Raw genomic sequence first — 24,454 nt, 5'->3', positions numbered from 1 at the left:
GGGGACGGTTGATCGGGCAGGTGCAGGCAGCGTCAGCGGGATGTCTTGAATTTCCCCGTTCCGAGCTGGAAGGCAGTCATCAGCAGCGCCGGATCGCGCACGACCCAGCGCATCAGCATCCGCAGGTCGGGCACCTTGCGCCGACGCAGCATGCCCGCCTGGCTCCAGAGCGCCTGGCGCCTGGCGGTATTCTTGTAGGAGGTGATCGACGCAACCTCGTTCGGCCGCCGGCTGAAGCGCTGCTCCAACTGGTCGAGCGCCACCCAAGTATTGAACTGCTGCTTGAGGAACTGCGGCGACTGGTTGTCGGTCGCATGGAAGATATTGATGCCGCGGCCACGCTCGGCCCCCGGTTCGTCGCAGAGGAGCGCACGCCGGGCGGCGAGGATGCAGTCGCAGAAGAACAGCACGTCTTCGGCTGCCAGCCGCAGTTTCGGCTCAAAGCGGATGGTCTCGAAGATGGGCCGGCCGATCACCATGCAGGAGAGATGCAGGAAGCCCCAGTTCTTCAGCATGGCGCTCGCCAGGTCGCCAAGTTCCAGAACCAGAGGCTTTTCCATCACCCGGCGCGTGCCGGGTTCGTCGATCAGCTCGGACATGCCGAAGTGATAGTAGAAATCCTCATCCGCCTTCATCGACGCCCAGTAGCAGTCGCCGCCGAGTTCGGTCAGTGCCTTGTGGGCGTTCGCGAGATGCGTCGGCATCCAGATATCGTCGGAATCCAGGAAGGCCGCATAGGAAGTCTTTGGGGAAATGGCATCGAGGCCGGTATTGCGCGCACCTCCCGGGCCGGCATTCGGCTGGGTGATGAGCCGGATGCGCGAGCGCTCGGCGTCGCTCAAGCCCTGCAGTTCCCGTTCGGCAGGATAGGGCGAGGCATCGTCGACGATGATGATGTCGCTATCTTCGAAGGTCTGCGCAAAGATCGATCGCAGAGCGCGGGTCAGCACGCCCGGTTCTTTCTGGTAGTATGGAATGATGACTGTGAACGTCGCCATAGCTAGCCCCTCAGGTATCCGGGATGGCTCTCGACGGTGTCGACAACCTTCCATCAGCACATTTGCGGCGGTCTGCCGCCTGTTCCCGTCGTCGATACGGCACCGACGAACGATGTCCTTTGTAAGCCGTGACGAGAACCCTATCAGTCGAACGTGTCATTCCGGCTGAAATTTGTCCTGTTTTTGCGTTGCGGCAAGTTCTTTGCAGCGCAGCATGAGGAAGCAAGCGATTTCAGACATATGCGGGACGATGCATCTGCAAGACGAGCGCTCCTCGGCGATCAACCTTGCGTCATCGCCTCCCATCGCGACTGTGTCTGCCTTGTTTCTGCCTCAATATCGGTAGCCGACGCCCCTCTACCCCCGGTTTTCGAGGGTCATCTGAAGAAAAATACACGATCATCTGTCGGATAATTGATGCGCGCGTGTGCGGCCGCTCATCCTGGCAAAGTCGTTGGATTCGTTGACCGCAACCCTTTGGAGAGGACGCCGTCGATGATGACCGATGCTCGGCCGGATCGTCCCGAAGACGATCCTTCTCGACAGCCTGCGCTTGAGGAATTGCTGCAGCGCCACATTTTGTACGAAACAGGCCAGCATTCTTGGACCCTCACGGGCAAAGACTGCTCAGTCTGTCAATGGTTGCGAGGGGAGGCGCAGCCACACAAGGGGTGACTGATGACTGTCGATCAGAACATATCCTCCCGTATCGATCTGATGCGCATCGTCCTCATCTTCGGCATCGTGCTTGTGCATGTGCCTTACGATGCAGACGCAAGTCCGTTCGTCGAACCGAACGGCACCTTCGACTGGATCAGGGTCTATCTGGGGGAGAGCCTGTTTCGCATCGGCGTGCCGTGCCTGAGCGCGATCTCCGGCTATCTGCTGTTCCAGCGCGGCTATGCGCGCTTCGACTACCGCAAGACGCTGATGTCGAAGTCCCGGTCCGTGCTTCTGCCGTTCCTGTTGTGGAACCTGTCGCTGCTGGCCCTGGTGCTTGTCATAGAGCAGGTCGGCATGGGCATCGGTTACTTCCCGGACCTGCTGAATGCCGGCGCGGGCGACTGGCCGGACCACGCCTTCGGCCTGTCCAATTACCCCGTCAATCTGCCGCTGTATTTCCTGCGAGACCTGATCGTCTGCATCCTTCTGTCGCCGATCCTGGCTTTCCTGGTACGGCGTGCGCCGGCAATGACGCTCGGCGTGCTGTTCGCGCTTGCCGTCTTCCCGACGCTCGATGTCGGACTGGTGCTGAAAAAATCGATCCTGTTCAGCTTCACCTTCGGGATTTTTTTGGCGCTCTATCGTGTCGACCTGAAGAAGCTGGATCGCTATGCATGGCCGATGACCGCTGCCCTTGTGGCAACTTCGGCACTGCTCGCCCATGGTCTCTACATGACGGGGCCGGATTTTCCGCCGCTCCTCAACGTGCTGCGCAACGTCCTCTCGATTCTCGGCGCAACCGCCTTCTGGATGCTGTCGTCGCTGTTGATCCGCACCCGTCTCGGACAGCGTCTGTCACGCACCGGAAGCCTCAGCTTCTGGACCTTCTGCGGACATTACCCGCTGCTCGTCGTCTTCTGGATGATCTGGAACCGGTACGCCGGGGCGGAGCTCTATCCGATTTTTTACATCGGTGCCGTCCTCCTTACCTACAGCTTGCTTATTCTCAGCAATGGTCTGGTTCTGCGCTGGATGCCACGGGTCTACGCGGTCCTGACCGGCAATCGCCGACGCACGAATGCGGCGGGTGCCGTCACCCACGGCGCCAAACTGGTGGGGAACCAGCCGTCTCCTGCCATGCAAGAACAGAGGTAAAGAATGAACATGTCGCATTCCGCACGCAAATCCCTCCTGCGCGGCTTCGGCCTCATGGCCGCCGTCATCGCCAACAGCGCCGCCGCGCAGTCCACCGGTGCGTCCTTTGTCGAGAACTTCGACAGGCTGGACAGCTCCTTCTGGTATGTCTCGGACGGCTGGAACAACGGATCGCATCAGAACTGCACCTGGTCGAAGCAACAGGTGGGTATCGACGGCGGACGTCTGCAGCTGCGCTTCGAGGCAAAGCCTTCGGGCGAACGTCAGTATGCCTGCGGCGAGATCCAGACCCGCCAGCGCTACGGCTACGGAACGTTCGAGGTCCGCATGAAGGCCGCCAGCGGCTCGGGCCTCAACTCGGCGTTCTTCAGCTATATCGGCCCAACCGACAAGAAGCCGCACGACGAGATCGATTTCGAGGTGCTCGGCAAGAATACCGGCGAAGTGCAGGTCAACCAGTACATCTCGGCGAAGGGCGGCAACGAGAAGCTCGTGCCGGTGGCCGGCGGCGCGGACAAGGCGTTCAACGACTATGCCTTCATATGGGCGAAGGATCGGCTGCGCTATTACGTCAACGGCAAACTGGTTCAGGAGGTCACGGATCCGGCGAAGATCCCATCCAATCCGCAGAAGATCTTCGTCAGCCTGTGGGGGTCCGATACGCTGAAGAACTGGATGGGGGCGTTTGCCTATGCCGGCGGTGCCCGCATGGAAGTCGACCGCATCGCATTCACGGCCCCGGGCGAAAAATGCCGCTTCCCGGAGTCCATCTCCTGCACGATCGACTGAGGCGTCCGCGCCTCAGCAACTGCCTCGCATCTCGAACCATAAGAAAATGGAGCCGCACCACGTGACGTTGAACCTACTCTACCTTGCTCATGATCTTTCGGATCCTGCGATCCGCAGGCGTGTCATGATGCTGAAGGCAGGCGGTGCTCGGATCGCGGTGGCGGGCTTTCAGCGGGATGCCAACCTGCTGGCGGGCGATCCGGAGGTTCCGGTCGTGACGATCGGCCGGACCGCCGACGGTCGGCTGGGCCAGCGCCTGTCTTCGGTGTTGAAGGCGCGGCTGTCGCTGAGGCGGCAGCTGGCCGGCCTGCCGAGGCCCGACGTGATCCTCGCCCGCAACCTGGAAATGCTGGCGCTGGCTGGGCCGGCGGCGTCCGTCTTTGGCGGCGCCCGGGTGCCAATCGTCTACGAGGCGCTGGACATCCACCGCCTGATGCTGGACGGCGGGATCAAGGGGCGCCTGCTGCGCGCTGCCGAAGGGTATCTCGCCCGCGACAGCCGGCTGCTGGCGACCAGTTCGCCGGCCTTCGTGCAGCACTACTTCGAACGACGCTCAAGCGTCCGGCTGCCGGTGCTGATGCTTGAAAACAAGGTTCTCGACCTCGAGCCGGATCCCGGCCTCTGGCCGCCGATCCCGCGTCCGGGCCGGCAGGGCGAGCCTTGGCGGATCGGCTGGTTCGGCGCGATCCGCTGCCGCAAGAGCTTCGACATCCTCAGCCGCTTTGCCCGGGCGATGGACGGTCAGGTAGAGATCATCATCCGCGGTCGGGTGTCGCCGCGCGAGTTTCCGAACTTCGACGCGCTGTTGGCCGATGCTCCGCATGTTTCGTTCGGCGGCAGTTACCGCAATCCGGAGGATCTCGCGACGATCTACGGCGAGGTGCAGTTCGTCTGGGCCATCGACTTCTTCGAGGAAGGCCTGAATTCCGAGTGGCTGCTGCCGAACCGGCTCTATGAAGGCGCGCTGCACGGCGCTGTGCCGATCGCCCTGTCGACGACGGAAACCGGCCGGTTCCTGGCTCAACGCAATCTCGGGCTGCTGCTTGCCTCGGTCGATCCGCAGTCGCTGCAGGAGCGCTTCAAGCAGCTCTCCTCCGACGATTACCTGCAGCTGTTTGCAAGGCTTGCCGACAGCAAGCGCAGCCAGTGGGCCATCGGCGAGGCGGAATGTCGGGCGCTCGTCGCCCGGCTTGCGGCGCTCGCCCCGCATGTCGCACCCGCTGCCGCTCTGCACATCCCGTCACCCCAGCAATCGGAAGGTTAGCGCATGTCGTCCCCGATCCAGCCTGAGATGCGAAGCCTGATCGTCATTCCGTGCCTCAACGAGGCGCGCCACATCGGAACGCTGCTGCGCGATCTGTCGGAGAGCCGCGGCAACAACGACATGCTGATTGTCGTTGCCGATGGTGGAAGCACGGACGGGACGCGTGAGATCGTCGCCGGCCTGACGCCTTCGATCGCTGATCTGGTGCTTCTCGAAAATCCGAAGCGCATCCAGAGTGCCGCCGTCAATCTGGCCATAGAGCGGTTCGGTTATGGCCGCCAGTACCTGATCCGCATCGACGCGCATGGCGACTACCCGGAGGATTACTGCCAGATCCTGCTGCAGGAGGCAGTCGATACGGGCGCGGATTCCGTTGTCGTCGGCATGAAGACGGTCGGCACGGGCACGTTCCAGCGGGCAACCGCGCTCGCCCAGAATTCAAAGCTCGGCAATGGCGGCTCCAAGCACCGGGAAGGTGCCGAGGGCCAGTGGATCGAACACGGTCACCACGCGCTGATGCGCATCGAAGCCTTTCGTGCCGTCGGCGGATATGACGAAAGCTTCACCCACAACGAGGATGCGGAGCTCGATCACCGACTGCGCAAGGCGGGCTACCGGATCTGGATGACGGCAAAAACCTTCATGACCTATTATCCGCGGTCCGCCCCGTACCCCCTGTTCCGCCAGTATCTTGGCTATGGTCGCGGGCGAGCCCGCAACCTCCTGAAGCACCGGTCTGTCCCGAAGCTGCGGCAGGCGCTGCCGCTGATGGTGATGCCGGTCATCGTCGGCGCCGGGCTTGCCGTGCTGCACTGGATCGCGGCGGTGCCGCTGCTGCTCTGGGCGGGGCTCTGCCTCGCCTACGGAGTCTGGATCGCCGTGTCGGAGCGCAATGCCTATGGGCCGCTGGCGGCGATATCGGCCATGATCATGCACGCCGCCTGGTCAGCCGGCTTCTGGCTCGAGCTGATCGGCGGGCGAAAGACGAGGGCAGCGATATGAGAATGGACCATGACCAGTCACACCTGCATGTCGACATCGGCATTTGCACCTTCCGCCGGCCGGAGCTTTCGGCGACCCTGCTGTCGCTGTTCAGCCTCGTGGTGCCGTCGGGCGTGCGGTTGAGACTGATCGTCGCCGATAACGACGAGACGCCCAGCGCATTCGAACTGGTCGAGAGCCTGCGCGGCCGGTCGCCGTTCGAACTCAGCTACATCCATTGCCCGAAGGCCAACATCTCGATTGCCCGCAACGCCTGCCTTGCCGCAAGCGATCGCGATTATCTGGCGTTCATCGACGATGACGAGACCGCATCGCCGGAGTGGCTGGCCGAACTGCTGGAGACCGCTGCTGCAACGACTGCGGATGTCGTGCTCGGTCCGGTGCGGGCGATCTACGCGGTCGGCGCGCCGGACTGGATGATGAGCGGCGATTTCCATTCGACGATGCCGGTCTGGGTCGAAGGCGAGATCCGCACCGGATATACCTGCAACGTCCTTCTCGACATGCGCTCGCCGAGTATCCACGGTCGCCGGTTTGCCCTGTCGCTCGGCCAGAGCGGCGGCGAGGACACCGAATTCTTCACCAAGGTGACGGATGCCGGCGGGCGCATCAGCTTTGCCGAAAAGGCCTGGCTGACGGAGCCGGTGCCGGCGCGCCGGGCAAGTCTCGGCTGGCTGCTGAAGCGCAGGTTTCGCTCGGGCCAGACGCACGGCCGGATCGTCGGTGCCAGGCATTCGGCGCTCGGACGCCTTCGTCAGTTCGGCACGGCGGCCGCGAAGGCCGGATACTGCGGACTGGCCGCCCTCTTGACGCTGTTCTCGCCGACGGCGCGTAACCGCAATCTGCTGCGCGGTGCGCTGCACCTCGGCGCCATGACCGGCATCCTCGGGGTGCGCGAGATCCGCCAATACGGATCGGTGGAGGCTGCATGAACCAGACCATGATGCCGGATGTCAGTTTCGTGGTGGCTGCCTACAACGCGAGGGACACCATCGGCCGCGCGATCGACAGCGCGCTGGCGCAGGTCGGCGTCGCCGTCGAAGTGGTGGTGGTCGACGACCGCTCGACCGATGGTACTGCCGAACTGGTGCGCTATTTCGGCGATCCGCGGGTGAGGCTGGTCGAGCTGCCGGTGAATGGCGGTCCCGGTGCGGCCCGCAATGCGGGTATCGCGGCGGCGGCCGGGCGCTGGATCGCGGTGCTCGATTCCGACGACGAGGTGCTGCCGGGTCGATCCGCTGCGATGATTTCCTGCGCCGGCCGGATGGATGCGGAAATCGTCGTCGACAATCTCAAGGTGATGAAGCCGGGCGAGCCGGCCGAGACGATGTTTTCGCCGGCGGAACTGGCCAAGCTCCCGGCGCTGACGCTTGCCGATTTCATCTCGTCCAACGTGATCTTCCGGTCGACCTTCAATTTCGGCTACATGAAGCCGATGTTCCTGCGCGACCTCCTGACGCGCAAGAGCCTGCGCTTCGACGAAAGCCTGCGGATCGGCGAGGACTACATCCTGCTTGCCTCGGCGCTGGCATCCGGCGGGCGCTGCGCCATCGAACCGTCCGCCGGCTACATCTACCATATCCGGCAAGGATCGATCTCACGCGTGCTGAAGCCGGAACACGTCGAAGCGATGATGGCAGCCGATGCCCGCTTCCTCAGCCAGTATCCGCTCGACGGTGCTGCGCGTGCGGCACAGACGCAACGCAGCCGAAGCCTCACTGAGGCGGCGGCGTTTCTGGCGCTGGTCGATGCGATAAAGCGGCGAGCCTTAGCTGACTGCTTCAAGCTTGCTGCCGCTCACCCAGGCGCGCTGCGCCATCTGAAAATGCCAATTGCCGAACGACTGAGACGCGTTGCCCGATCGGCGACGCAGGCTCGCCGGACGTTTCCGTAATTTCCCTTCCCTCCCGGCGGGAGGGTGCGAAAGGATCTGACCCATGGATCACATCAATCTCCGCTCGACCGGCTTTGCTGCGGCAAACCGCGATCAGGATGCGTTCATAGACCTCGACCGCCTGATGACGGCGGTGATGCGGCGCGCACGGCTGATCATCATCTGCGTGATCTGCTCGATGGTGCTTGCCGGCGTCTATCTGCTGCTGGCCTCGCCACGCTACACGGCAATGACGCAGATCCTCATCGACGAGAACCTCTCCCGCTATGCCGATGACGAGCAGACCAGCCAGAGCGCGCAGCTCATCGACAACCGGATGTCGAGCGCGGTCGAAATCGTCAAGTCCAAGGCGCTGGCGCTGCGCGTGGTGGACGACCTGAAGCTTGGTGACAACAATGCCTTCCTCAACCCGCCGGTGTCGCCGGTCGGTCTCGTCAAGGCGGGCGTCAAGAGCGTCGTAAGCCTCGTCAAGCCGGCCACCCCGCCGCCTGCCGAACAGGATGCGCAGAACGGTCGCCGGGAGAAGGCGGCGGCGATCCTGCAGCAGTCGGTCACAGCCGATCGCGTCGGCCGCAGTTCGGTCATCGCGGTGGCTCTGCAGTCGCCGGAACCGCAGCTCTCGGCTCAACTCGCCAAGGCCTATGCCGCTGCCTATGTCTCTGAACAGCTGAGCGCCAACTTCGACGCAACGGAGAAGGCATCAGGTTGGCTGCAGGAGCGTCTGAACGACCTCAACAAGCGGTCGCAGGAAGCCGCCATGGCCGTCGAACAGTACAAGATCAGCAATGACCTCATCTCGCCGCGCGGCGAACTTCTGTCGTCACAGCAGCTGGCCGACCTGACAAGCCAGCTGATCGTCGCGCAGGCCGATTCGGCCACCGCTGCGGCGCGCTACCAGCAGTACAAGGCAATCACCGACCAGGGACCGACCGTTGCCGTCGATAACGCGATCGTCTCTGTCGGTGGCGCTGAGAATTCGGTCATCCAGGATTTGCGCAAGCGTTACCAGGCCGCCGCCGAACGGGAGCGCTCGGTGCTCGAGCAGTTCGGTGCCGATCACCCGCAGGCCCGCATGCTGGCAACCGAAAAGAACGCTCTTGCCCAGCAGATTTTTGGCGAACTGCAGCAGCTGACGGCGGGCTTCAAGAACGAGTTCGAGGTTGCCACCTCGCGCGAGAAATCGCTGCGCGCGAGCATCGAGAAGGTTGCCGGCAGGAATTCGGATGCCAACGTCTCGCAGATCCAGCTGCGCGAACTTGAGCAGCGGGCGGCATCGCTGAAGACGCTTTACCAGTCCTACCTCGACCGCTTCGAACAGGCGTCGCAGCAGCAGTCCTTCCCGATCGCCCACGCGAGGGTGATCTCCAATCCGGGCGTGCCGGTGTCGCCGTCCAGCCCGCGCAAGACGCTGACGATGGCGCTGTCGATCGTTCTCGGGCTGTTTGCCGGCGGCGGCATTGCAACGGTGCTGGAACTCAGAGAACGCGGCTTCCGTCTCGGCCAGGATGTGCGCAGTCATCTGGGGCTGCGCTTCATAGGCTACCTGGCGCTGATCAAGCGAGCCGGCGGACAGACAGCCGCGACCGGCCAGACGCTGCCGCAGACTGCCGTCGACGAGGGGGCGACTGCCACAGATCCGTTCATCCGCAAGCTGACGCGGGTCGCCGTCGACTATCCCCGCTCGGCCTTTGCCGAAACGCTACGCAACGCCAAGCTTGCCTGCGACCAGGCGACACCCAACCGCAGCTGCCGGGTGATCGGAGTCGTTTCGGCACTCCCGGGGGAGGGGAAGTCGGTGGTCGCCGCAAACCTTGCCGTCATGCTCGGGGCGATGAACAAGCGAACCCTGCTTCTCGACGCGGATTCCTGCAATCGCGGCTCAAGCGGCATTCTGGGAGCCGAGCCGCCGAACGGCCTGATGGAAGTGCTGCGTGGCGAGGCGCCGTGGACCAGCGCCATCACCATCGATGCCAAGGCAAAGCTCGCCATCCTGCCGATCGCCTCGCGCAACCAGGCCATGCCGCATACTAGTGACCTCCTGGCCTCGGCCGACATGGACCGGCTGATGGAGACGGTGAACGGCCGCTTCGACTATGTAGTCGTCGATCTGGCGCCGATCGTCCCGGCAATCGATGCAAAGGCCTTCGCCCCGCATGTCGACAGCTATCTGATGGTCGTGGAATGGGGAACGACGCCGGTGAAGCTGCTGCAGACCGTGCTGGAGCAGGAAACCGCGATCGCGGCCAAGACCGTCGGCGTCATCCTCAACAAGACGGACATGGACGAGCTGCCGAAATATGCCGATCCGGGCGCTCCGGAACGTTTTCGCGGCCAGACTGGCAGCTACCGCTCGGAAGAGCCGGTAGCGGTCTGATCCGGCGCCTGCTTCATCATCATTCTGCTGCCGACGTCATTGCGAGGTCATCGAGCCGTAGAGCACGATGAACAGGTAAAGGCAGAAGGCTCCGGCGGCAAAGATGATGAAGAAGGTGATGATGCCGCGTCCGGCGCGCTGCTTCTGCTGGCGCTCCGGCGCGCTGTCCTCGGGACTGGCGATCGGGTCGTTGCGGATGTCCTTGATCATGCGGTCTGCCTTTTCTTCACCTTGGTCTGAGGTAACCGACGGCAGGCGCCGGCGGTTCCCGTCCGCGGTGAAGAATGCAGGCGCTCAGCGCCCTTGCCGGCGGCCCTGGCGGATCAGGTAGAGGCAAGCGCCCGCCGCCATCGCCGCCAGCGCATACCAGGTCAGCGCATAGACGAGATGGCTGTTGCGGAAGGCAATGACCGTCAGGCCACCGACGGGGTAGCCGCCGGGGTTTGGCGTCGCGTCCGCGTCGATGAAATAAGGTGCGACATTGGTCAGCCCGCGACTTTCCGCGATCGCCGTGACGTCACGTGAATACCAGCGGTCACCCTCGGGATCGTTCAATCGCAGGAAGGCCCCGCCTGGCTCAGAGATGCGCAACAGGCCGGTGATCGTCACCTCGCTCTCGGCCAGCCCTTGCGAGCGGCTGGAGGGATCACGTCGATCTGGCGGTATAAAGCCGCGATTGATGAGGATGGTCGTGCCATCCGCCGTCAGCAGCGGCGTCAGCACCCAGAAGCCGGCCCCTCGCTCAGTGACAGCCTGAACCAGGGCCTCCTTGTCGTTGAGCAGGCGGCCGCTGGCGCTGACGCGGCGGTATTCGTCGTTCGCGGCGTCGATGCCCGCCCACGTGGACCGGCCGGGAGCCGGCACCGGATCCGCATGCACGCGGGCATCAACGCGCTCGATCAGGTCGAGCTTCCAGAACAGCCGCTGCACCTGCCAGCTTCCCAGCCCGACGAAGACAAGAAAGAGGCCCGCCATCGCAACGGCAAATGCGACGGGTCGCCTTGCGGTGCGGGGACGGGCCTCAGTGGTCATCGGTATGTCCTTGATGGACGGTGCCCAAGGCGCCGCCCCATGCCGTTACGGCATGTTCTTCATCATTTCCGGGCTCATCGGCATCATGTTGGTGTTCAGATGATGCATGACCCAGAGCGAGCCGGAGAGGGCGATGGCGACGACGATGATCGTGAAGATCAGCGCCAGGATGGTCCAGCCGCCTTCGGACTTGGAGTTCATGTGCAGGAAGTAGACCATGTGGACGACGATCTGCACGGCGGCGAGCGCCATGATGATGGCGACGGTGGCGGCCTTGCTATCAAGCACGTCGGCCATCACCAGCCAGAACGGGATGGCGGTCAGGATCACCGACAGGACGAAGCCGGTCATGTAGCTCTTCAGCGTGCCGTGAGCCGCTTCGTGACCGTGGCTGTGCCCATGATGCGTGTTGTGGGCGCTTTCCTGCGCCGGCGCGTGCGGGTTCGAGCTCATCCGGTAACTCCGATCAGGTAAACGAGGGAGAAGACGCCGATCCAGACCACGTCGAGGAAGTGCCAGAACATCGACAGGCACATCAGGCGACGGCGATTGGCCTCGATCAGCCCGTGGCGGGCGACCTGGACCATCAGCGTCACCAGCCAGATGCAGCCGAAGGTGACGTGCAGGCCGTGGGTGCCGACCAGCGTGAAGAAGGCCGACAGGAAGCCGGAGCGCTGCGGACCGGCGCCTTCGTTGATCAGGTGATGGAACTCGTACAGTTCGAGACCCAGGAAGATCAGGCCGAAGATGCCGGTGATGCCCAGCCAGAACAGCGTCTCCGCCTTGGCATTGCGCTCCATCTGCAGCATGGCGAAGCCGTAGGTGATCGACGACAGGAGCAGCATCGCAGTGTTGATCGCGACGATGTTGAGGTCGAACAGATCGGCGGGCGAGGGGCCGGCCGCGTAATTGCGGCCGAGCACGGCGTAGGTGGCGAAGAGGACCGCAAACATCAGGCAGTCGCTCATCAGGTAGATCCAGAAGCCCAGCATGGTGCTGCTTTCCGGATGGTGGTCTTCCGTCAGGTAGAATTGCGGCTTTTCGGCCGAAACGGCGTGGCTTTCACTCATGATATCAGGCCTGTTCCGCTAGCTGCTTGGTCCGGGCGTCTTCCGTCTCGACGACGGTTTGGGCCGGGATGTAGTAGTCGCGCTTGTAGTTGAAGGTATGGGCGATCGAAACCACCAGGATGCCGAGGAATGCCAGCACCGCCAGCCACCACATATACCAGATCATGCCGACGGCGAGCGCGACGCTGAGACCGGAGAGGATGACGCCGGTGCCGGTGTTCTTCGGCATGTGGATCGGCCGGAAGCCTTCCAGCGGACGCACGTAACCGCGGCTCTTCATGTCGTACCAGCTGTCATGATCGTGGACGACAGGCGTGAAGGCGAAGTTGTACTCCGGCGGCGGCGACGAGGTCGACCATTCCAGGGTGCGGCCGTTCCACGGGTCGCCGGTCGTGTCGCGCAGCTGGTCGCGCTTCAGGAAGCTGACGATCAGCTGGATGATGAACGCACCGATGCCGACAGCAATCAGGACTGCACCGAAGGCCGCGATGACGAACCAGATCTGCAGCGACGGGTCCTCGAAGTGGTTGACGCGACGGGTGACACCCATCAGGCCGAGCACGTAGAGCGGCATGAAGGCGACATAGAAGCCGATCAGCCAGAACCAGAAGGAGATCTTGCCCCAGAACGGATCCAGGCGGTAGCCGAAGGCCTTCGGATACCAGAAGTTGATGCCGGCCAGCAGACCGAAGACCACGCCACCGATGATCACGTTGTGGAAGTGGGCGATCAGGAACAGCGAGTTGTGCAGAACGAAGTCGGCCGGCGGAATGGCCAGCATGACGCCGGTCATGCCGCCGATGACGAAGGTCACCATGAAGCCGATCGTCCACATCATCGGCACTTCGTAGCGAATGCGGCCGCGATACATGGTGAACAGCCAGTTGAACATCTTCGCGCCCGTCGGGATCGAGATGATCATCGTGGTGATGCCGAAGAAGGCGTTGACGCTGGCGCCCGAGCCCATCGTGAAGAAGTGGTGCAGCCAGACAAGGTAGGAGAGGATGGTGATGACGACCGTCGCATAGACCATCGAGGCATAGCCGAATAGGCGCTTGCCAGAGAAGGTCGAGACGATTTCGGAGAAGATGCCGAAGGCCGGCAGGATGAGGATGTAGACTTCCGGGTGACCCCAGATCCAGATGAGGTTGACGTACATCATCGGGTTGCCACCAAGGTCGTTGGTGAAGAAGTTCGTGCCGGCGTAGCGGTCGAGCGTCAGCAGTACGAGCGTGGCGGTGAGGATCGGGAAGGAAGCGACGATCAGGACGTTGGTGCAGAGCGAGGTCCAGGTGAAGATCGGCATCTTCATCATGGTCATGCCCGGCGCGCGCATCTTGACGATGGTGGCGATCAGGTTGATGCCCGACAACGTCGTTCCGACACCTGCGACCTGCAGTCCCCAGATATAGTAGTCGACCCCGACGCCCGGGCTGTAATCGGCACCCGACAGCGGCGGATAGGCGAGCCAGCCGGTCCGGGCGAATTCACCGACGAACAGCGACAGCATGATGATCGCAGCACCGGCTGCCGTCATCCAGAACGAGAAGTTGTTGAGGAAGGGGAAGGACACGTCGCGGGCGCCGATCTGCAGCGGCACGACGTAGTTCATCACCCCCGTCACCAGCGGCATGGCGAAGAAGAAGATCATGATGACGCCGTGCGCCGTGAAGATCTGGTCGTAGTGGTTCGGGGGCAGGTAGCCCTCGTTGGCACCAAACGCGATCGCCTGCTGGGTGCGCATCATCACCGCGTCGGCAAAACCGCGCAGCAGCATGATCAGCGAGAGGATGACATACATGATGCCGATCTTCTTGTGGTCGACGCTGGTGAACCAGTCGTTCCACAGGTAGCCCCACAGGCGGAAATAGCTGATCGCGGCGACGACGGCCAGGCCGCCGAGGATGACGGCGATGAAGGTCACCAGCAGGATCGGCTCATGGGTGAACGCCAGCGAGTCCCATGACAACCGACCGAAGATGAATTCCATCAGGTTACTGTTCGTGAACATCTGAGTTTCCAGTATGTCTCAAGCCGCCGGTTACGGCTTCGTGTTTGTGTTCAGCTGGTCAGGGGCAACGCCATGACCTTCATGGCCGCCTTCGGGGGCGGCGGGAGCATCGTTGATGCCTTCGGCTTCCTGGCCCGTCTTGGCACCGTGGCCGGTCGCCGGGTAGGTAGCGCCGGGTCCAGCCTGAGCCGACCAGCGGGTATCGTATTCCAGCCGCTCGCGGTTCTCGTGGCTTTCGACGCCGGCACCGCCCATCATGTCGATATGCATCATCTCGTTCATGCACATCTGGCCGGCGCGGACGCACAGGTTGAGGATGGCATCGTAGAGGCCGTTCTCGACATTGGCGTAATAGGTCACCGGAACGCGGCTGCTCGGCTGCTCCAGTTTCAGGTAGGCGTCGCGGTTGAGAGCCGTTCCCTGGCCCTTGACGCGCTGTACCCATTCATTGAAGCCGTCATTGCTGAGGCCGTGGAACTTGAAGCGCATGCCGGAGAAGCCGTCGCCGCTGTAGTTGGCGGAGAAGCCTTCGTAGACGCCTTCCTTGTTCATCACCGCGTGCAGCTTGGTCTGCATGCCAGGCATGGCGTAGATCTGGCCGGCGAGAGCGGGGATGTAGAAGGAGTTCATCACCGAGGCGCCGGTGATCTTGAACTCGATCGGCGTGTCGATCGGCGCGGCGATCTCGTTGACCGTGGCAATGCCCTGTTCCGGATAGAGGAACAGCCATTTCCAATCCAGCGCCACGACCTCGATGGTGATCGGCTTGGTCTCGGCGGTCACCGGGCGGGCCGCATCGATGCGGTCGAGCGGACGGTACGGGTCGAGCTTGTGGGTGCTGATCCAGGTCACGGCGCCGAGCGCGATGATGATGGCCAGCGGCGCCGACCAGATCACCACTTCGAGACGGGTCGAGTGATGCCACTCGGGATCGTACTTGGCGTCGGTGTTGGAGCGACGGTAATGCCAGGCGAAATAGAGCGTCAGGCAGATCACCGGAATGATGATGAGCAGCATCAGCACCGTCGAGACGATGATCAGGTCACGCTGCTGCATGGCGATGTCGCCAGATGGCGACATCACGACGAGATCACAGCCCGAAAGGGCGAGGAGTAGGACTAGGGCACTAAGCCGGCGAATGAGTTGCATCAACCGTGGCATCTTTCAGTTCGAAATTTGCGTTTCGTCTACTTGCGACTAAAGCACGAGATCAAGGCTCCCTATGAGGTCTTTCGTCGCAGTGCAAAGCATTTTCGTGCACTGCAGCAGGAACTCACAGGGATGCGCCGGGTTCTAGGTGCGCGAACTGGAAAATCGGCTCACAGTTCGCAGGCCCGCAGCCTAAAGCGCATATTTCACGAAATTCGGCCTTTCGGCGACTAAATTCGGGCGCGCCGGGACCGCAAGTCGAGAAACAGACTTGAAACCCGTCAGATATGCATCATCCTCTCCTTTGGGGAGGCGACCATTCGCCGCAAAGGAGGAGTTCCCTTACATGACTACAGCAGGAAGCCCTACATCGTCCGAGTTTGAGCGCGACGCGCGCCGCATGCATGACGACAAGCCGCTCTCGGCAGGCAACATCGTCATCGGCGTCATCATCGGCCGGATGTCGGAGTTCTTCGATTTCTTCGTCTTCGGTCTCGCATCCGTCCTGGTATTTCCGCGCCTGGTGTTTTCTTTTGCCGGCGATCCGGTCACCGCAACCCTGATGGCCTTCGGCGTCTTCTCCCTGGCGTTCATCGCAAGGCCTGTCGGCTCCGTCGTCTTCATGTGGATCGACCGGACCTACGGACGGGGCACGAAGCTGACGATCGCGCTGTTCATCCTCGGCGGATCGACTGTCTCGCTCGCCTTCCTCCCCAGCTACGAATCCGCTGGCGTCTGGTCGGTCATCCTCCTGGCGCTGTTCCGGCTCGGCCAGGGCTTTGCGCTCGGTGGCGCCTGGGACGGCATGGCATCGCTTCTGGCGCTCAACGCGCCGAAGGAGCAGCGCGGCTGGTACGCGATGATCCCGCAGCTTGGCGCACCGTTCGGTTTTGCACTGGCAAGCGCCCTCTTCGCATACTTCGTCGCTAACCTGTCGGACCAGGATTTCCTCGCCTGGGGCTGGCGTTACCCGTTCTTCGTCGCCTTCGCCATCAACGTTGTCGCGCTGTTCGCCCGGCTGCGCATTGTTGCCAGCAGCGAGTTCGGCAAGCTCTTCGAAAGCCATGAACTGCAGGCGCGGGCGATCTCCGAAACGGTCTCCGTCCACGGTCGCGACATCCTGCTCGGCGCTTTTGTGCCGCTCGCAAGCTTTGCCATGTTCCACCTGGTGACGATCTTCCCGCTCAGCTGGGTGACCCTGTTCGGCGGCCAGTCGGCCGGCGAGTTCCTGTTCGTGCAGATCATCGGCGCCGCCGTCGGCATCGTCGCGGTCATCGTCTCCGGCATGGCCGCAGACCGGATCGGCCGCCGCCGGCAGCTGATGATCGGCGCCGTCCTCATCGCCATCTTCAGCTTCACCGCACCGTTCCTGCTGGAAGCGGGTGGCAAGGGGCAGGACGCCTACATCATCATCGGCTTCGGCATTCTCGGCCTCTCCTTCGGCCAGGCGTCCGGCGCCGTATCGTCGCGTTTCGGCCTGACCTACCGCTACACCGGCTCGGCGCTCACCTCCGACCTTGCCTGGCTGGTTGGGGCCGGTTTTGCACCGCTGGTGGCGCTCGGACTTGCCAGCAAGTTCGGCATCATCTTCATCGGCGGCTACCTGATCTCGGGTGCCATCTGCACGCTGGCAGCCCTGACGCTCAGCCGCATCCTGGGCTCGGCCGAGCATCAGTCGCCAGTCGACCGCTAAGCGCTTTTGCTTCGCGCCGACACTCCATCTCACCGATAACGGCGCCGGCACTCTGCCGGCGCCGTTTCCGTTCAAGGTGCTCAGATCCGAGTTTCGCGACCGCTGCCGGGTTGAAGCGCCCTTCGCAACATGCGAACCAAGGGGTCGGCGACAAACGTCTGATGGAGGAAACTGCCGATATGATGGAAGACACGGATCACCTGGCGGGATTGCTCGCCGAAGCGATCGCCACCGGTGGGCTGGTCGACAAAACCAATCTTGTCGTGCCGGACGTCCAGGGCGCCTATGTCGTACAGGCGGCCATTCTCGACAAGCTCGGGGTCTCCCAGCCACAGGGCTACAAGTTCTCGCTGCGAGACGGGCAGCTGTTCGGCGCGCCGCTGATCTTCGTTGAAAGCGCCCGCGAGTTTCCCTTCGCGCCGGGCATCCGCATCGAGGTGGAACTGGCGATGACGCTCGGGCAGGACCTGCCGCCGCGCGGCACTCCCTATACCCGCGAAGAGGTCCAGGCTGCCATCGAAACGGTGGCGATCGGCATCGAACTCGTCCGCTCCCGCTACATCGACGGTGCGGGCGACGCCTATCCGCTGCTGCTGTCGGACATGATGAGCAATGTCGGTTACGTCCTTGGACCGGAACTGGACCGGCACGTGCTGGATGCCGGCGCCGATCTGGGCGGCCTGACGCTGACAAACGGCGCCATTGCGCTGTTCGACGGGCCTGCCAAACACCCCGACGCCGATCCGCTGGCCGCGGTGCTCGCCTGCGCCAACCGCGGACTGCCGACCTTCAACGGCGGCTTCCTGCGGAAGGGCCAGGTGGTGACGACCGGAACGCTGTCCGGCGCGCCATATATCACTGCACCATCCGAGGTCACTGCCGCGCTCGGCGGCGCCTCGCTGTCGATCACGCTGAAGGGCTGACAGCGAAGCAGATCCTGAGGAGACAAGACGCCTGCCCGACGGCGGGCGTCTTGTTGGTTCTGAGGCGGTTCAGGCCGCCGTCTTGCGCTTGGCCGGCGTTGCGGCGTCGGCTGTATTGGCGGCGCGGGCAGGCGAGCGACGCTTCTTCTCCGTCTCACCGGCAGCGGCGACGGGCTTGGCGGCTTTCGGCTTGGCAGGCTTTACCGGCAGAAGGGCCAGCAGTTCCGCGGCCAGCTGCCGGGAATTCTCCTGTGCCCTGTCGAGGTTGCTGACGCGCTGCGGATCCATGCCGTAGAGCGTGCCGCCGGTGACGAACATGTCGCGGTAGGCGGCACGTTCGATCAGCGCCGTCTCCAGCACATGCACCTGCTGCTTCGCAAGCATCGCCTTCACCGCCGTCATTGCCCGCGTGGTGATGATCGAATTGATCCGCGTCAGCACCACCGAATGCGGGATCGAGATGGCGCATTCCGCTTCCAGCGCCTTGAGGATCTGCAGAACCTGGGCACCGCCGACCGCGTCCATGGCGCAGCCCTGAACCGGGATCATCACCCGGTCTGAAAGACCGACTGCCTTGGCAAGCAGCGGCGAGAGACCGCCCGCGACGTCGATCAGGACGTGATCCATCTTCTTCTTCAACGCCTTCACTTCGGCTTCGATCGTGTCTTCCGTGACGCGCGAAACGACCGTGAAGCCGGCGGGCCGTTTGTCCAGCCCGTCCCAGCGGCTGATCCACTGCTGCGGATCGGTATCGAGAAGCGCAACGCGCAGGCCGCGCTGGGCCAGTTCGGCGGCAAGCAGCAGAGCGACGGTGGTCTTGCCGGCGCCACCTTTGGTATTCGCGAATGTAATTGTTGCCATTGTACCCTCGGAAATGACGTTAAATATTCATCTCGTGCGCGGCACGCTTTGCGTCTTCTTGGGGTGTCGGCTTGCGCGAAGATGATGTGTAACATTTCAGGACAAAGCTTGCGCGGCGCTGGCCAGCCTGACTGTCCAACGGTTCCGTCGCCAACCTTCCTGCAGACCTGATCGATTTGGCCATTCGCTGTGCCGGTGCAGCAACATGACGCGGCGGCGAACTGCCGGGAAACCTTTCGTCTGGGCGCGAGTTACACACGCGGTCCTCCCACATAAAAGGTTCAAACGCTTGACTGACTTCCTGTTCGGCCCTGTGCTCCAGTCCTCGTCGACGCTGTTCCGGTTCTGGTCGCCGCAATATGATCGCGTGCAGTTGAAGATCGAGGGCCAGGAGCTGCGGAATATGCAGCCCTCCAGCTCCGGATGGCACGAGCTGAGCGTCAACGGCGCCGGTGTCGGGACCCGCTATTCGTTCGTGCTGCCGGACGGGCTGACGGTTCCCGATCCGGCTTCCCGGCACCAACCGCAGGACGTCCACGGACCGAGCGAGGTGATCGATCTTCAGGCCTATAGCTGGCGTCATCCGGACTGGCGCGGTCGGCCAGTCGAGGAGCTGGTGTTCTATGAAATGCACATCGGCACCTTCACACCCGAAGGCACGTTCCTCGCGGCCATCGAGCGGCTGGACCACGTGCGCGACCTCGGCGTGACGGCGCTGCAGATCATGCCGATCGGCGACTTCCCGGGCAATTACGGCTGGGGCTACGACGGCGTCATGCCCTATGCACCGGAAAGCAGCTACGGCCGACCGGAGGATCTGATGGCGCTAGTCGATGCCGCGCACGAACGGGGCATCTGCGTGTTCCTCGACGTCGTCTACAATCACTTCGGACCCGACGGAAACTACCTGCCGGCCTATGCGCCGATCTTCACCGAGCACCACAAGACGCCGTGGGGCAACGGCATCAACTACGATGGCGAGGATTCGATGCCGGTGCGCGAATTCGTCATCCAGAACGCCATCTACTGGACGCGGGACTTCCGCTTCGACGGGCTGCGCCTCGATGCCGTGCACGCCATCAAGGACGACAAGGAGGAGCATGTCCTGCGCGAGCTTGCGCGCCGCGTCCGCGAAGCAGCCGGCGATCGGCATGTCCACCTCGTCGTCGAGAACGAAGACAACAACAGCGACCTGCTGACGCGCGATGCGGACGGACAAGCGCCGCTGTTCACCGCACAGTGGAACGACGACATCCACCACGTGCTGCACATCGCCGCCACCGGCGAAGAATTCGGCTACTACAAGGATTATTCCGAAGAGCGCCCGGAAAAGACCGCCAAGGCGCTGGCAGAGGGTTTTGTCTTCCAGGGCGAGATGATGGAGTACCGCGGCGAGACGCGCGGTACGCCGAGCGCCCACTTGCCGCCGACCGCGTTCATCTCCTTCATCCAGAACCACGACCAGATCGGCAACCGCGCACTTGGCGATCGGATGATCGCATCGCAGCCGCTCGAACCGCTGAAGGCGGTGGCGGCCGTCTATCTGCTGGCGCCGCAGCTGCCGATGCTGTTCATGGGCGAGGAATGGGGGGCGGCGGAGCCGTTTCCGTTCTTCTGCGACTTCAACGAGGATCTCAACGAGAAGGTTCGCAAGGGGCGTCGCGAAGAACTGTCGCGTCTGCCGGGCTTCGATGCCGAGGATCTGCCGGATCCGACCAGCCGCGAGACGTTCAACAGCGCCAAGCTCGACTGGTCGAAGCTGGGCTCCGGTGCCGGTACCGCGATGCTCGACTTCTACCGGACGCTTCTCAATCTGCGCCGCGACCGGATCGTGCCGCTGATGCGCGGCGTCGGCGGCAATGTCGGTCGTTACGCCCAGCAGGGCGAGGCGCTGTTCGTCGAATGGCACCTGGCGGACAAGCGACTGCAGCTGCAGGCAAACCTGAGCGGCAAGCCGGCTCGCCTGTCTCAGCCGATCGACGGCGAGATCATCTACGATATCGGCCGCATCGATGGACAGGCGGCCGATCCCTGGTCGCTGGTCTGGAGCCTTGTCGATGGCTGATCGGAAACCGAAGGCGAAAGCGAAACGGAAGCCGGCCGATCCGCAGGCATCACGACTGGACGATCTGGCGCGCAAGCACGGCATCGCCTTGACGAGGCCGGAGCCGGACGGCACGGAGGTACCAATCTCGACGGAGACGAAGCGGCGGATCCTTGCGGCGCTTAACGTCTCAGTCGATGGAGAGACGGTGCCGGATGGACCGATCTGCTTCCTGCCGCAGGTGCTTGCCGACCGGCGCGTCTGGGGCTTGTCGCTGCAGCTTTACGAGCTGCGTTCGGCCCGAAACTGGGGGATCGGCGATTTCGCCGATCTCTGGATGATGGCTGGGATCGCCGGCGAGATGGGTGCCGATTTCATCGGCCTCAATCCGCTCCATGCGCCTTTCCTTGCCGACGCGGCCCGTTGCAGCCCCTATGAGCCTTCGAACAGACGTTGGCTGAACCCTCTCTACATCGCCGTCGATCAGGTGCCCGGCTTCCAGCCGCGCGACTCGCTGGTAAAGGAGCTTGAGCGTCTGCGCCAGACCGACCTGATCGATTACGCCGCGGTTGCCGACGTCAAGCTGGAGGAACTGCGCAGCCTGTGGCAGGCATGGCGTAGCGGCGGCGGTGCGAAGGCACCCTATGAGGCGGATGCATTCGAAGCCTTCCAGACGGATGGCGGGCGGTCGCTGCGGCTGCATGCAGTGTTCGAGACGTTGTCGGCCCACAGCGCTGCGGGCAAGGGATCGATCGGCTGGCGGCAATGGCCGGCGGAGCTGCAGTCGCCGGACAGTCCGGCTGTGCAGGATTTCGCCCAGTCGCGAACCGACGAGATCGAGTTCCACAGCTGGCTGCAATGGGTCGCCCATGTTCAGCTGACCCAGTCCGCCGAGGCCTGCCGAGAGGCCGGCCTGCAGATCGGCCTCTACCTCGATCTCGCCGTCGGCGAAGCGCTGGACGGTTCCGCCACCTGGAGCGAGCCGGATATCTACGTGTCCTCGGCCAGCATCGGCGGTCCGCCGGACCCGTGGGCCGTGGATGGTCAGGACTGGCGGCTGGCGGCGTTCCTGCCCTCCGTCATCGCTGCCGGGGACCAGTCTCCCTACCGGCTGATGCTGGATGCCGCCATGCGCTATGCCGGGGCGATCCGTATCGATCATGCGGCCGCCCTCAGCCGGCTGTTCCTTGTGCCCTTCGATGCGTCCCCGGCGGATGGCGCCTATGTGAACTACCCGAAGGAGGCTCTGCTGCGGGTGCTGTCGGACGCCTCGCATCATCACCACTGCCTGGTGATCGGCGAGGATCTCGGCAATCTGCCGGCCGGGCTTCGCGAGGATCTGGAAAAGGCACGGCTGCTCTCCTACCGGATCTTCTCCTACGAGCGAAACGACAAGGGTTTCATCGCGCCAAAAAACTACCCGGCACTCGCACTTGCCTGCGTGTCGACGCACGATCACCAGACGCTCGGTGGCTGGTGGCGCGGCGCCGACATCGCCATGCGGGCCGAGCATGGCCTCGTGCCGCAGGCGACGGCGGACAAGGATCTGAAGGCTCGGACCGTCGAGCTCGCTGACCTGGCGAAGCTGCTGAAGGCCGAGCGGCTTGCGGCACCCGATCCCCGCAGCGAGGGCCTGCAGGATGCGGACCTCGACCGGCTGACGGTCAGCCTGCACCGGCTGCTTGCCCGCACGCCGTCAATGCTGCTGGCGGTCCGGCTGGCGGATCTGACCAAGGAGGAAAATCCGACGAATGTGCCCGGCACCAGCGCCAGCTATCCGAACTGGCGGCCGAAATTGTCGCTGACGATCGACGAGCTGAAGCAGGCCGCGCTCGTCAAGGAGGTGGCGAAAGCCTTGGCCAGCGAACGTCCCAAGCAGAGCCGACGCTAGACGCCCGACCGACGAAGGGGCTGGGCCGTCTCGGGATCGAGATCCACGTAGCCGGGCTGGCGCTGTGCCTCGACGAAAGCATCGCCGATACCGATCAGAACCGGGTTCTCGTAGCCGATCCTCGCCATTGCCAGCGGCATCTCACCAAGCGTGCCGATCCAGCGCTGTTCGTCGTCGCGGGCGATGGCGCTGACGATGACGGCAGGAGTGGCTGCCGGCATGCCATGCGCCGTCAGTCTCTCGGTAATCGCGGGAGCTGTGCGCCCGCCCATGTAGAAGACGGTGGTGACAGTCGGATCGGCAAGTGTGGACCAGTTGATGTCGGCGGGCAGTTCGCCCTTCCGCGAATGGCCGGTGACGAAGCGGACCGACTGGGCGTGGTCGCGATGGGTGAGCGACACGCCGAGACGCGCCGCCATGGCGGTGGCGGCCGTGACACCAGGCACCACCTCGACGGGGATGCCTTCACTGCGAAGGCTTCGGATTTCCTCGCCGGCACGACCGAAGATCATAGGGTCTCCGGATTTCAGCCGCACGACGCGCTTGCCGGCCTTGGCGAGCGCAATCATCGTCGCGTTGATATCTTCCTGCTTGCAGCTTTCCCGGCCGCCGCGCTTGCCGACGAGCATGCGCTTTGCCTCCCGTCGCGCAAGCTCCAGGACATCGGCGGAAACCAGGTCGTCGAACAGGATGACATCGGCAGCCTGCAGCGCCCGCACCGCCTTCAAGGTCAGCAGCTCGGCATCGCCCGGTCCGGCTCCGACCAGCGTCACGATTCCGGCTGCCTGGCCACGGGATCCTTGGGCAGCACGTCCGGCATCCGCCACCAGCCGCTCGGCAACGCCGTCGACGGGTGCCTCGCGAAAGACCCGGTCAACGAAGGCTTCCCAGAATGTGCGGCGTTCGGTGCCCGGCTGCAGCCGGCGATTGATGGCGTCGCGGATGTTCTGGGCGATCTCGGCCCAGGTTTTCAGCGCCGGCGGAAGAAGCGTCTCGATGCGGCGGCGGATGGCCTGTGCAAGGATAGGAGCCGCACCGTCGGTGGAGATCGCGATGACCACCGGTGAGCGGTTGACGATCGAGCCGAACTGGAAGTCGCAGAAGGCCGGCTTGTCGATGACGTTGACGGGAACGCCTGCCGCCCTTGCCGCGCAGTAGAAGGCCTTGGCCTCGTCGTCCGTCTCGCAGTCGGCAAGCGCGATGGCGGCGTTCTCGAAGATGCCGATATGCCAGGGGCTGTCATGATGCCGGAGAGCAGGCTCCGTCTTATCGCCCTCGGCGGAGAGCATGTCGCGGAAGGTGTCCGAAAGCTCGTGCAGGGGAGAGTAGACGTCGACCATCGCGCCGCAGGCGACCAGCAGTTCCGCTTTCCACGCAGCGCCTTCCGAGCAGCCAGCCAATACGACGCGCCTGCCGGCAAGCGAATAGAACACCGGCAGCTTTGCCAGCGGTTCCATACGGGCCGGGTGAGCGGTGCGGCGGTCAGCCTCGTGCACCTGCGACAGGGTCATGCGTGAGCTCCATGGTCGCGATCCATGCATCGCGATCAGACGTCGGATCGTTGCCTCAGTTGCCACTTCCGGCGGTGAGCCGGCAAGAAATATTAGTCTGGAATTCGGCGAGATGTTGAAAAGGTCGTCC

20 protein-coding genes are annotated in these 24,454 nt (G+C 63.5%); 11 read left to right on the top strand and 9 right to left on the bottom strand.

All coding sequences use genetic code 11. From position 1 onward, the window contains the following. Nucleotides 1-32 precede the first annotated feature (32 nt). A complete protein-coding gene (locus tag ACR65N_RS15440) occupies nt 33-998 on the bottom strand; it encodes a glycosyltransferase family 2 protein (protein ID WP_440457720.1) in 966 nt (321 codons plus the stop codon). Nucleotides 999-1,676: 678 nt separating this feature from the next. Here ACR65N_RS15440 and ACR65N_RS15435 point away from each other — a divergent pair. The 7 genes from ACR65N_RS15435 (at nt 1,677) to ACR65N_RS15405 (ending at nt 10,139) form a co-directional block, all read left to right on the top strand. Beyond that, nucleotides 1,677-2,816, top strand: coding sequence for an acyltransferase family protein (locus tag ACR65N_RS15435; protein WP_440457719.1), 1,140 nt, complete (start codon nt 1,677-1,679; stop codon nt 2,814-2,816). A 9-nt stretch (nt 2,817-2,825) separates the two neighbouring features. Further along, nucleotides 2,826-3,605 carry an endo-1,3-1,4-beta-glycanase ExoK gene (exoK, locus tag ACR65N_RS15430; RefSeq protein ID WP_440457718.1) on the top strand — a complete coding sequence of 260 codons (780 nt, stop codon included), beginning with the start codon at nt 2,826-2,828 and terminating at the stop codon, nt 3,603-3,605. A 124-nt stretch (nt 3,606-3,729) separates the two neighbouring features. Next, nucleotides 3,730-4,869, top strand: a complete 1,140-nt coding sequence (locus ACR65N_RS15425) for a glycosyltransferase (RefSeq protein ID WP_440457777.1) — start codon at nt 3,730-3,732, stop codon at nt 4,867-4,869. A gap of 3 nt (nt 4,870-4,872) precedes the next feature. Continuing rightward, nucleotides 4,873-5,871: a glycosyltransferase family 2 protein gene (locus tag ACR65N_RS15420; RefSeq protein ID WP_440457717.1), complete on the top strand. Its 999-nt coding sequence runs from the start codon at nt 4,873-4,875 to the stop codon at nt 5,869-5,871. Next, nucleotides 5,868-6,803 (top strand): glycosyltransferase family 2 protein, encoded by a 936-nt coding sequence (locus tag ACR65N_RS15415; RefSeq protein ID WP_440457716.1) that lies wholly within the window; start codon nt 5,868-5,870, stop codon nt 6,801-6,803. The genes ACR65N_RS15420 and ACR65N_RS15415 overlap by 4 nt, the downstream gene beginning before the upstream one ends. After that, the gene (locus tag ACR65N_RS15410) at nt 6,800-7,765 is read left to right on the top strand and encodes a glycosyltransferase family 2 protein (protein ID WP_440457715.1); all 966 of its coding nucleotides are present in this window, start codon (nt 6,800-6,802) and stop codon (nt 7,763-7,765) included. Before ACR65N_RS15415 ends, ACR65N_RS15410 begins: the two co-directional genes overlap by 4 nt. 43 nt (nt 7,766-7,808) lie before the next feature. Further along, nucleotides 7,809-10,139 (top strand): Wzz/FepE/Etk N-terminal domain-containing protein, encoded by a 2,331-nt coding sequence (locus ACR65N_RS15405; protein WP_440457714.1) that lies wholly within the window; start codon nt 7,809-7,811, stop codon nt 10,137-10,139. 36 nt (nt 10,140-10,175) lie between these two features. Here the strand turns inward: ACR65N_RS15405 and ACR65N_RS15400 are convergent, their stop codons facing one another. The 6 genes from ACR65N_RS15400 to cyoA form a co-directional block, all read right to left on the bottom strand. Then, on the bottom strand, nt 10,176-10,349 hold the full coding sequence (locus tag ACR65N_RS15400) for a hypothetical protein (RefSeq protein ID WP_430304836.1): 174 nt from the start codon (nt 10,347-10,349) through the stop codon (nt 10,176-10,178). Nucleotides 10,350-10,433: 84 nt separating this feature from the next. Next, nucleotides 10,434-11,177 carry an SURF1 family protein gene (locus ACR65N_RS15395; RefSeq protein WP_440457776.1) on the bottom strand — a complete coding sequence of 248 codons (744 nt, stop codon included), beginning with the start codon at nt 11,175-11,177 and terminating at the stop codon, nt 10,434-10,436. Between the two features lie 39 nt (nt 11,178-11,216). Next, nucleotides 11,217-11,624: a cytochrome o ubiquinol oxidase subunit IV gene (gene cyoD, locus ACR65N_RS15390; RefSeq protein ID WP_430304834.1), complete on the bottom strand. Its 408-nt coding sequence runs from the start codon at nt 11,622-11,624 to the stop codon at nt 11,217-11,219. Beyond that, a complete protein-coding gene (gene cyoC, locus ACR65N_RS15385) occupies nt 11,621-12,241 on the bottom strand; it encodes a cytochrome o ubiquinol oxidase subunit III (protein WP_430304833.1) in 621 nt (206 codons plus the stop codon). Before cyoC ends, cyoD begins: the two co-directional genes overlap by 4 nt. 4 nt (nt 12,242-12,245) lie before the next feature. Then, the gene (gene cyoB, locus ACR65N_RS15380; protein WP_430304832.1) at nt 12,246-14,252 is read right to left on the bottom strand and encodes a cytochrome o ubiquinol oxidase subunit I; all 2,007 of its coding nucleotides are present in this window, start codon (nt 14,250-14,252) and stop codon (nt 12,246-12,248) included. 30 nt (nt 14,253-14,282) lie between these two features. Continuing rightward, the gene (cyoA, locus tag ACR65N_RS15375) at nt 14,283-15,413 is read right to left on the bottom strand and encodes a ubiquinol oxidase subunit II (protein WP_440457713.1); all 1,131 of its coding nucleotides are present in this window, start codon (nt 15,411-15,413) and stop codon (nt 14,283-14,285) included. Between the two features lie 334 nt (nt 15,414-15,747). On the opposite strand from cyoA, the gene ACR65N_RS15370 reads away from it, so the two are divergent. After that, nucleotides 15,748-17,094 (top strand): MFS transporter, encoded by a 1,347-nt coding sequence (locus ACR65N_RS15370; RefSeq protein WP_430304830.1) that lies wholly within the window; start codon nt 15,748-15,750, stop codon nt 17,092-17,094. 179 nt (nt 17,095-17,273) lie between these two features. Further along, the gene (locus ACR65N_RS15365) at nt 17,274-18,017 is read left to right on the top strand and encodes a hypothetical protein (RefSeq protein ID WP_440457712.1); all 744 of its coding nucleotides are present in this window, start codon (nt 17,274-17,276) and stop codon (nt 18,015-18,017) included. Nucleotides 18,018-18,086: 69 nt separating this feature from the next. Here ACR65N_RS15365 and ACR65N_RS15360 read toward each other — a convergent pair whose 3' ends face one another. Further along, nucleotides 18,087-18,878: an AAA family ATPase gene (locus tag ACR65N_RS15360; protein ID WP_440457711.1), complete on the bottom strand. Its 792-nt coding sequence runs from the start codon at nt 18,876-18,878 to the stop codon at nt 18,087-18,089. A gap of 289 nt (nt 18,879-19,167) precedes the next feature. Here ACR65N_RS15360 and treZ point away from each other — a divergent pair, with 289 nt between their 5' ends. Then, nucleotides 19,168-20,943, top strand: coding sequence for a malto-oligosyltrehalose trehalohydrolase (gene treZ, locus ACR65N_RS15355; protein ID WP_440457710.1), 1,776 nt, complete (start codon nt 19,168-19,170; stop codon nt 20,941-20,943). Then, on the top strand, nt 20,936-22,813 hold the full coding sequence (gene malQ / locus ACR65N_RS15350; protein WP_440457709.1) for a 4-alpha-glucanotransferase: 1,878 nt from the start codon (nt 20,936-20,938) through the stop codon (nt 22,811-22,813). Before treZ ends, malQ begins: the two co-directional genes overlap by 8 nt. On the opposite strand, the gene cysG is transcribed toward malQ, so the two are convergent. After that, nucleotides 22,810-24,324, bottom strand: coding sequence for a siroheme synthase CysG (gene cysG / locus ACR65N_RS15345; protein ID WP_440457708.1), 1,515 nt, complete (start codon nt 24,322-24,324; stop codon nt 22,810-22,812). The two genes, malQ and cysG, sit on opposite strands and share 4 nt — an antisense overlap. Between the last annotated feature and the right edge of the window lie 130 nt (nt 24,325-24,454).

This window comes from Rhizobium sp. SAFR-030 (assembly GCF_059415005.1).
Note: the sequence above shows the minus strand (reverse complement) of the source record. Positions and strands in the feature narration are given on the sequence as shown.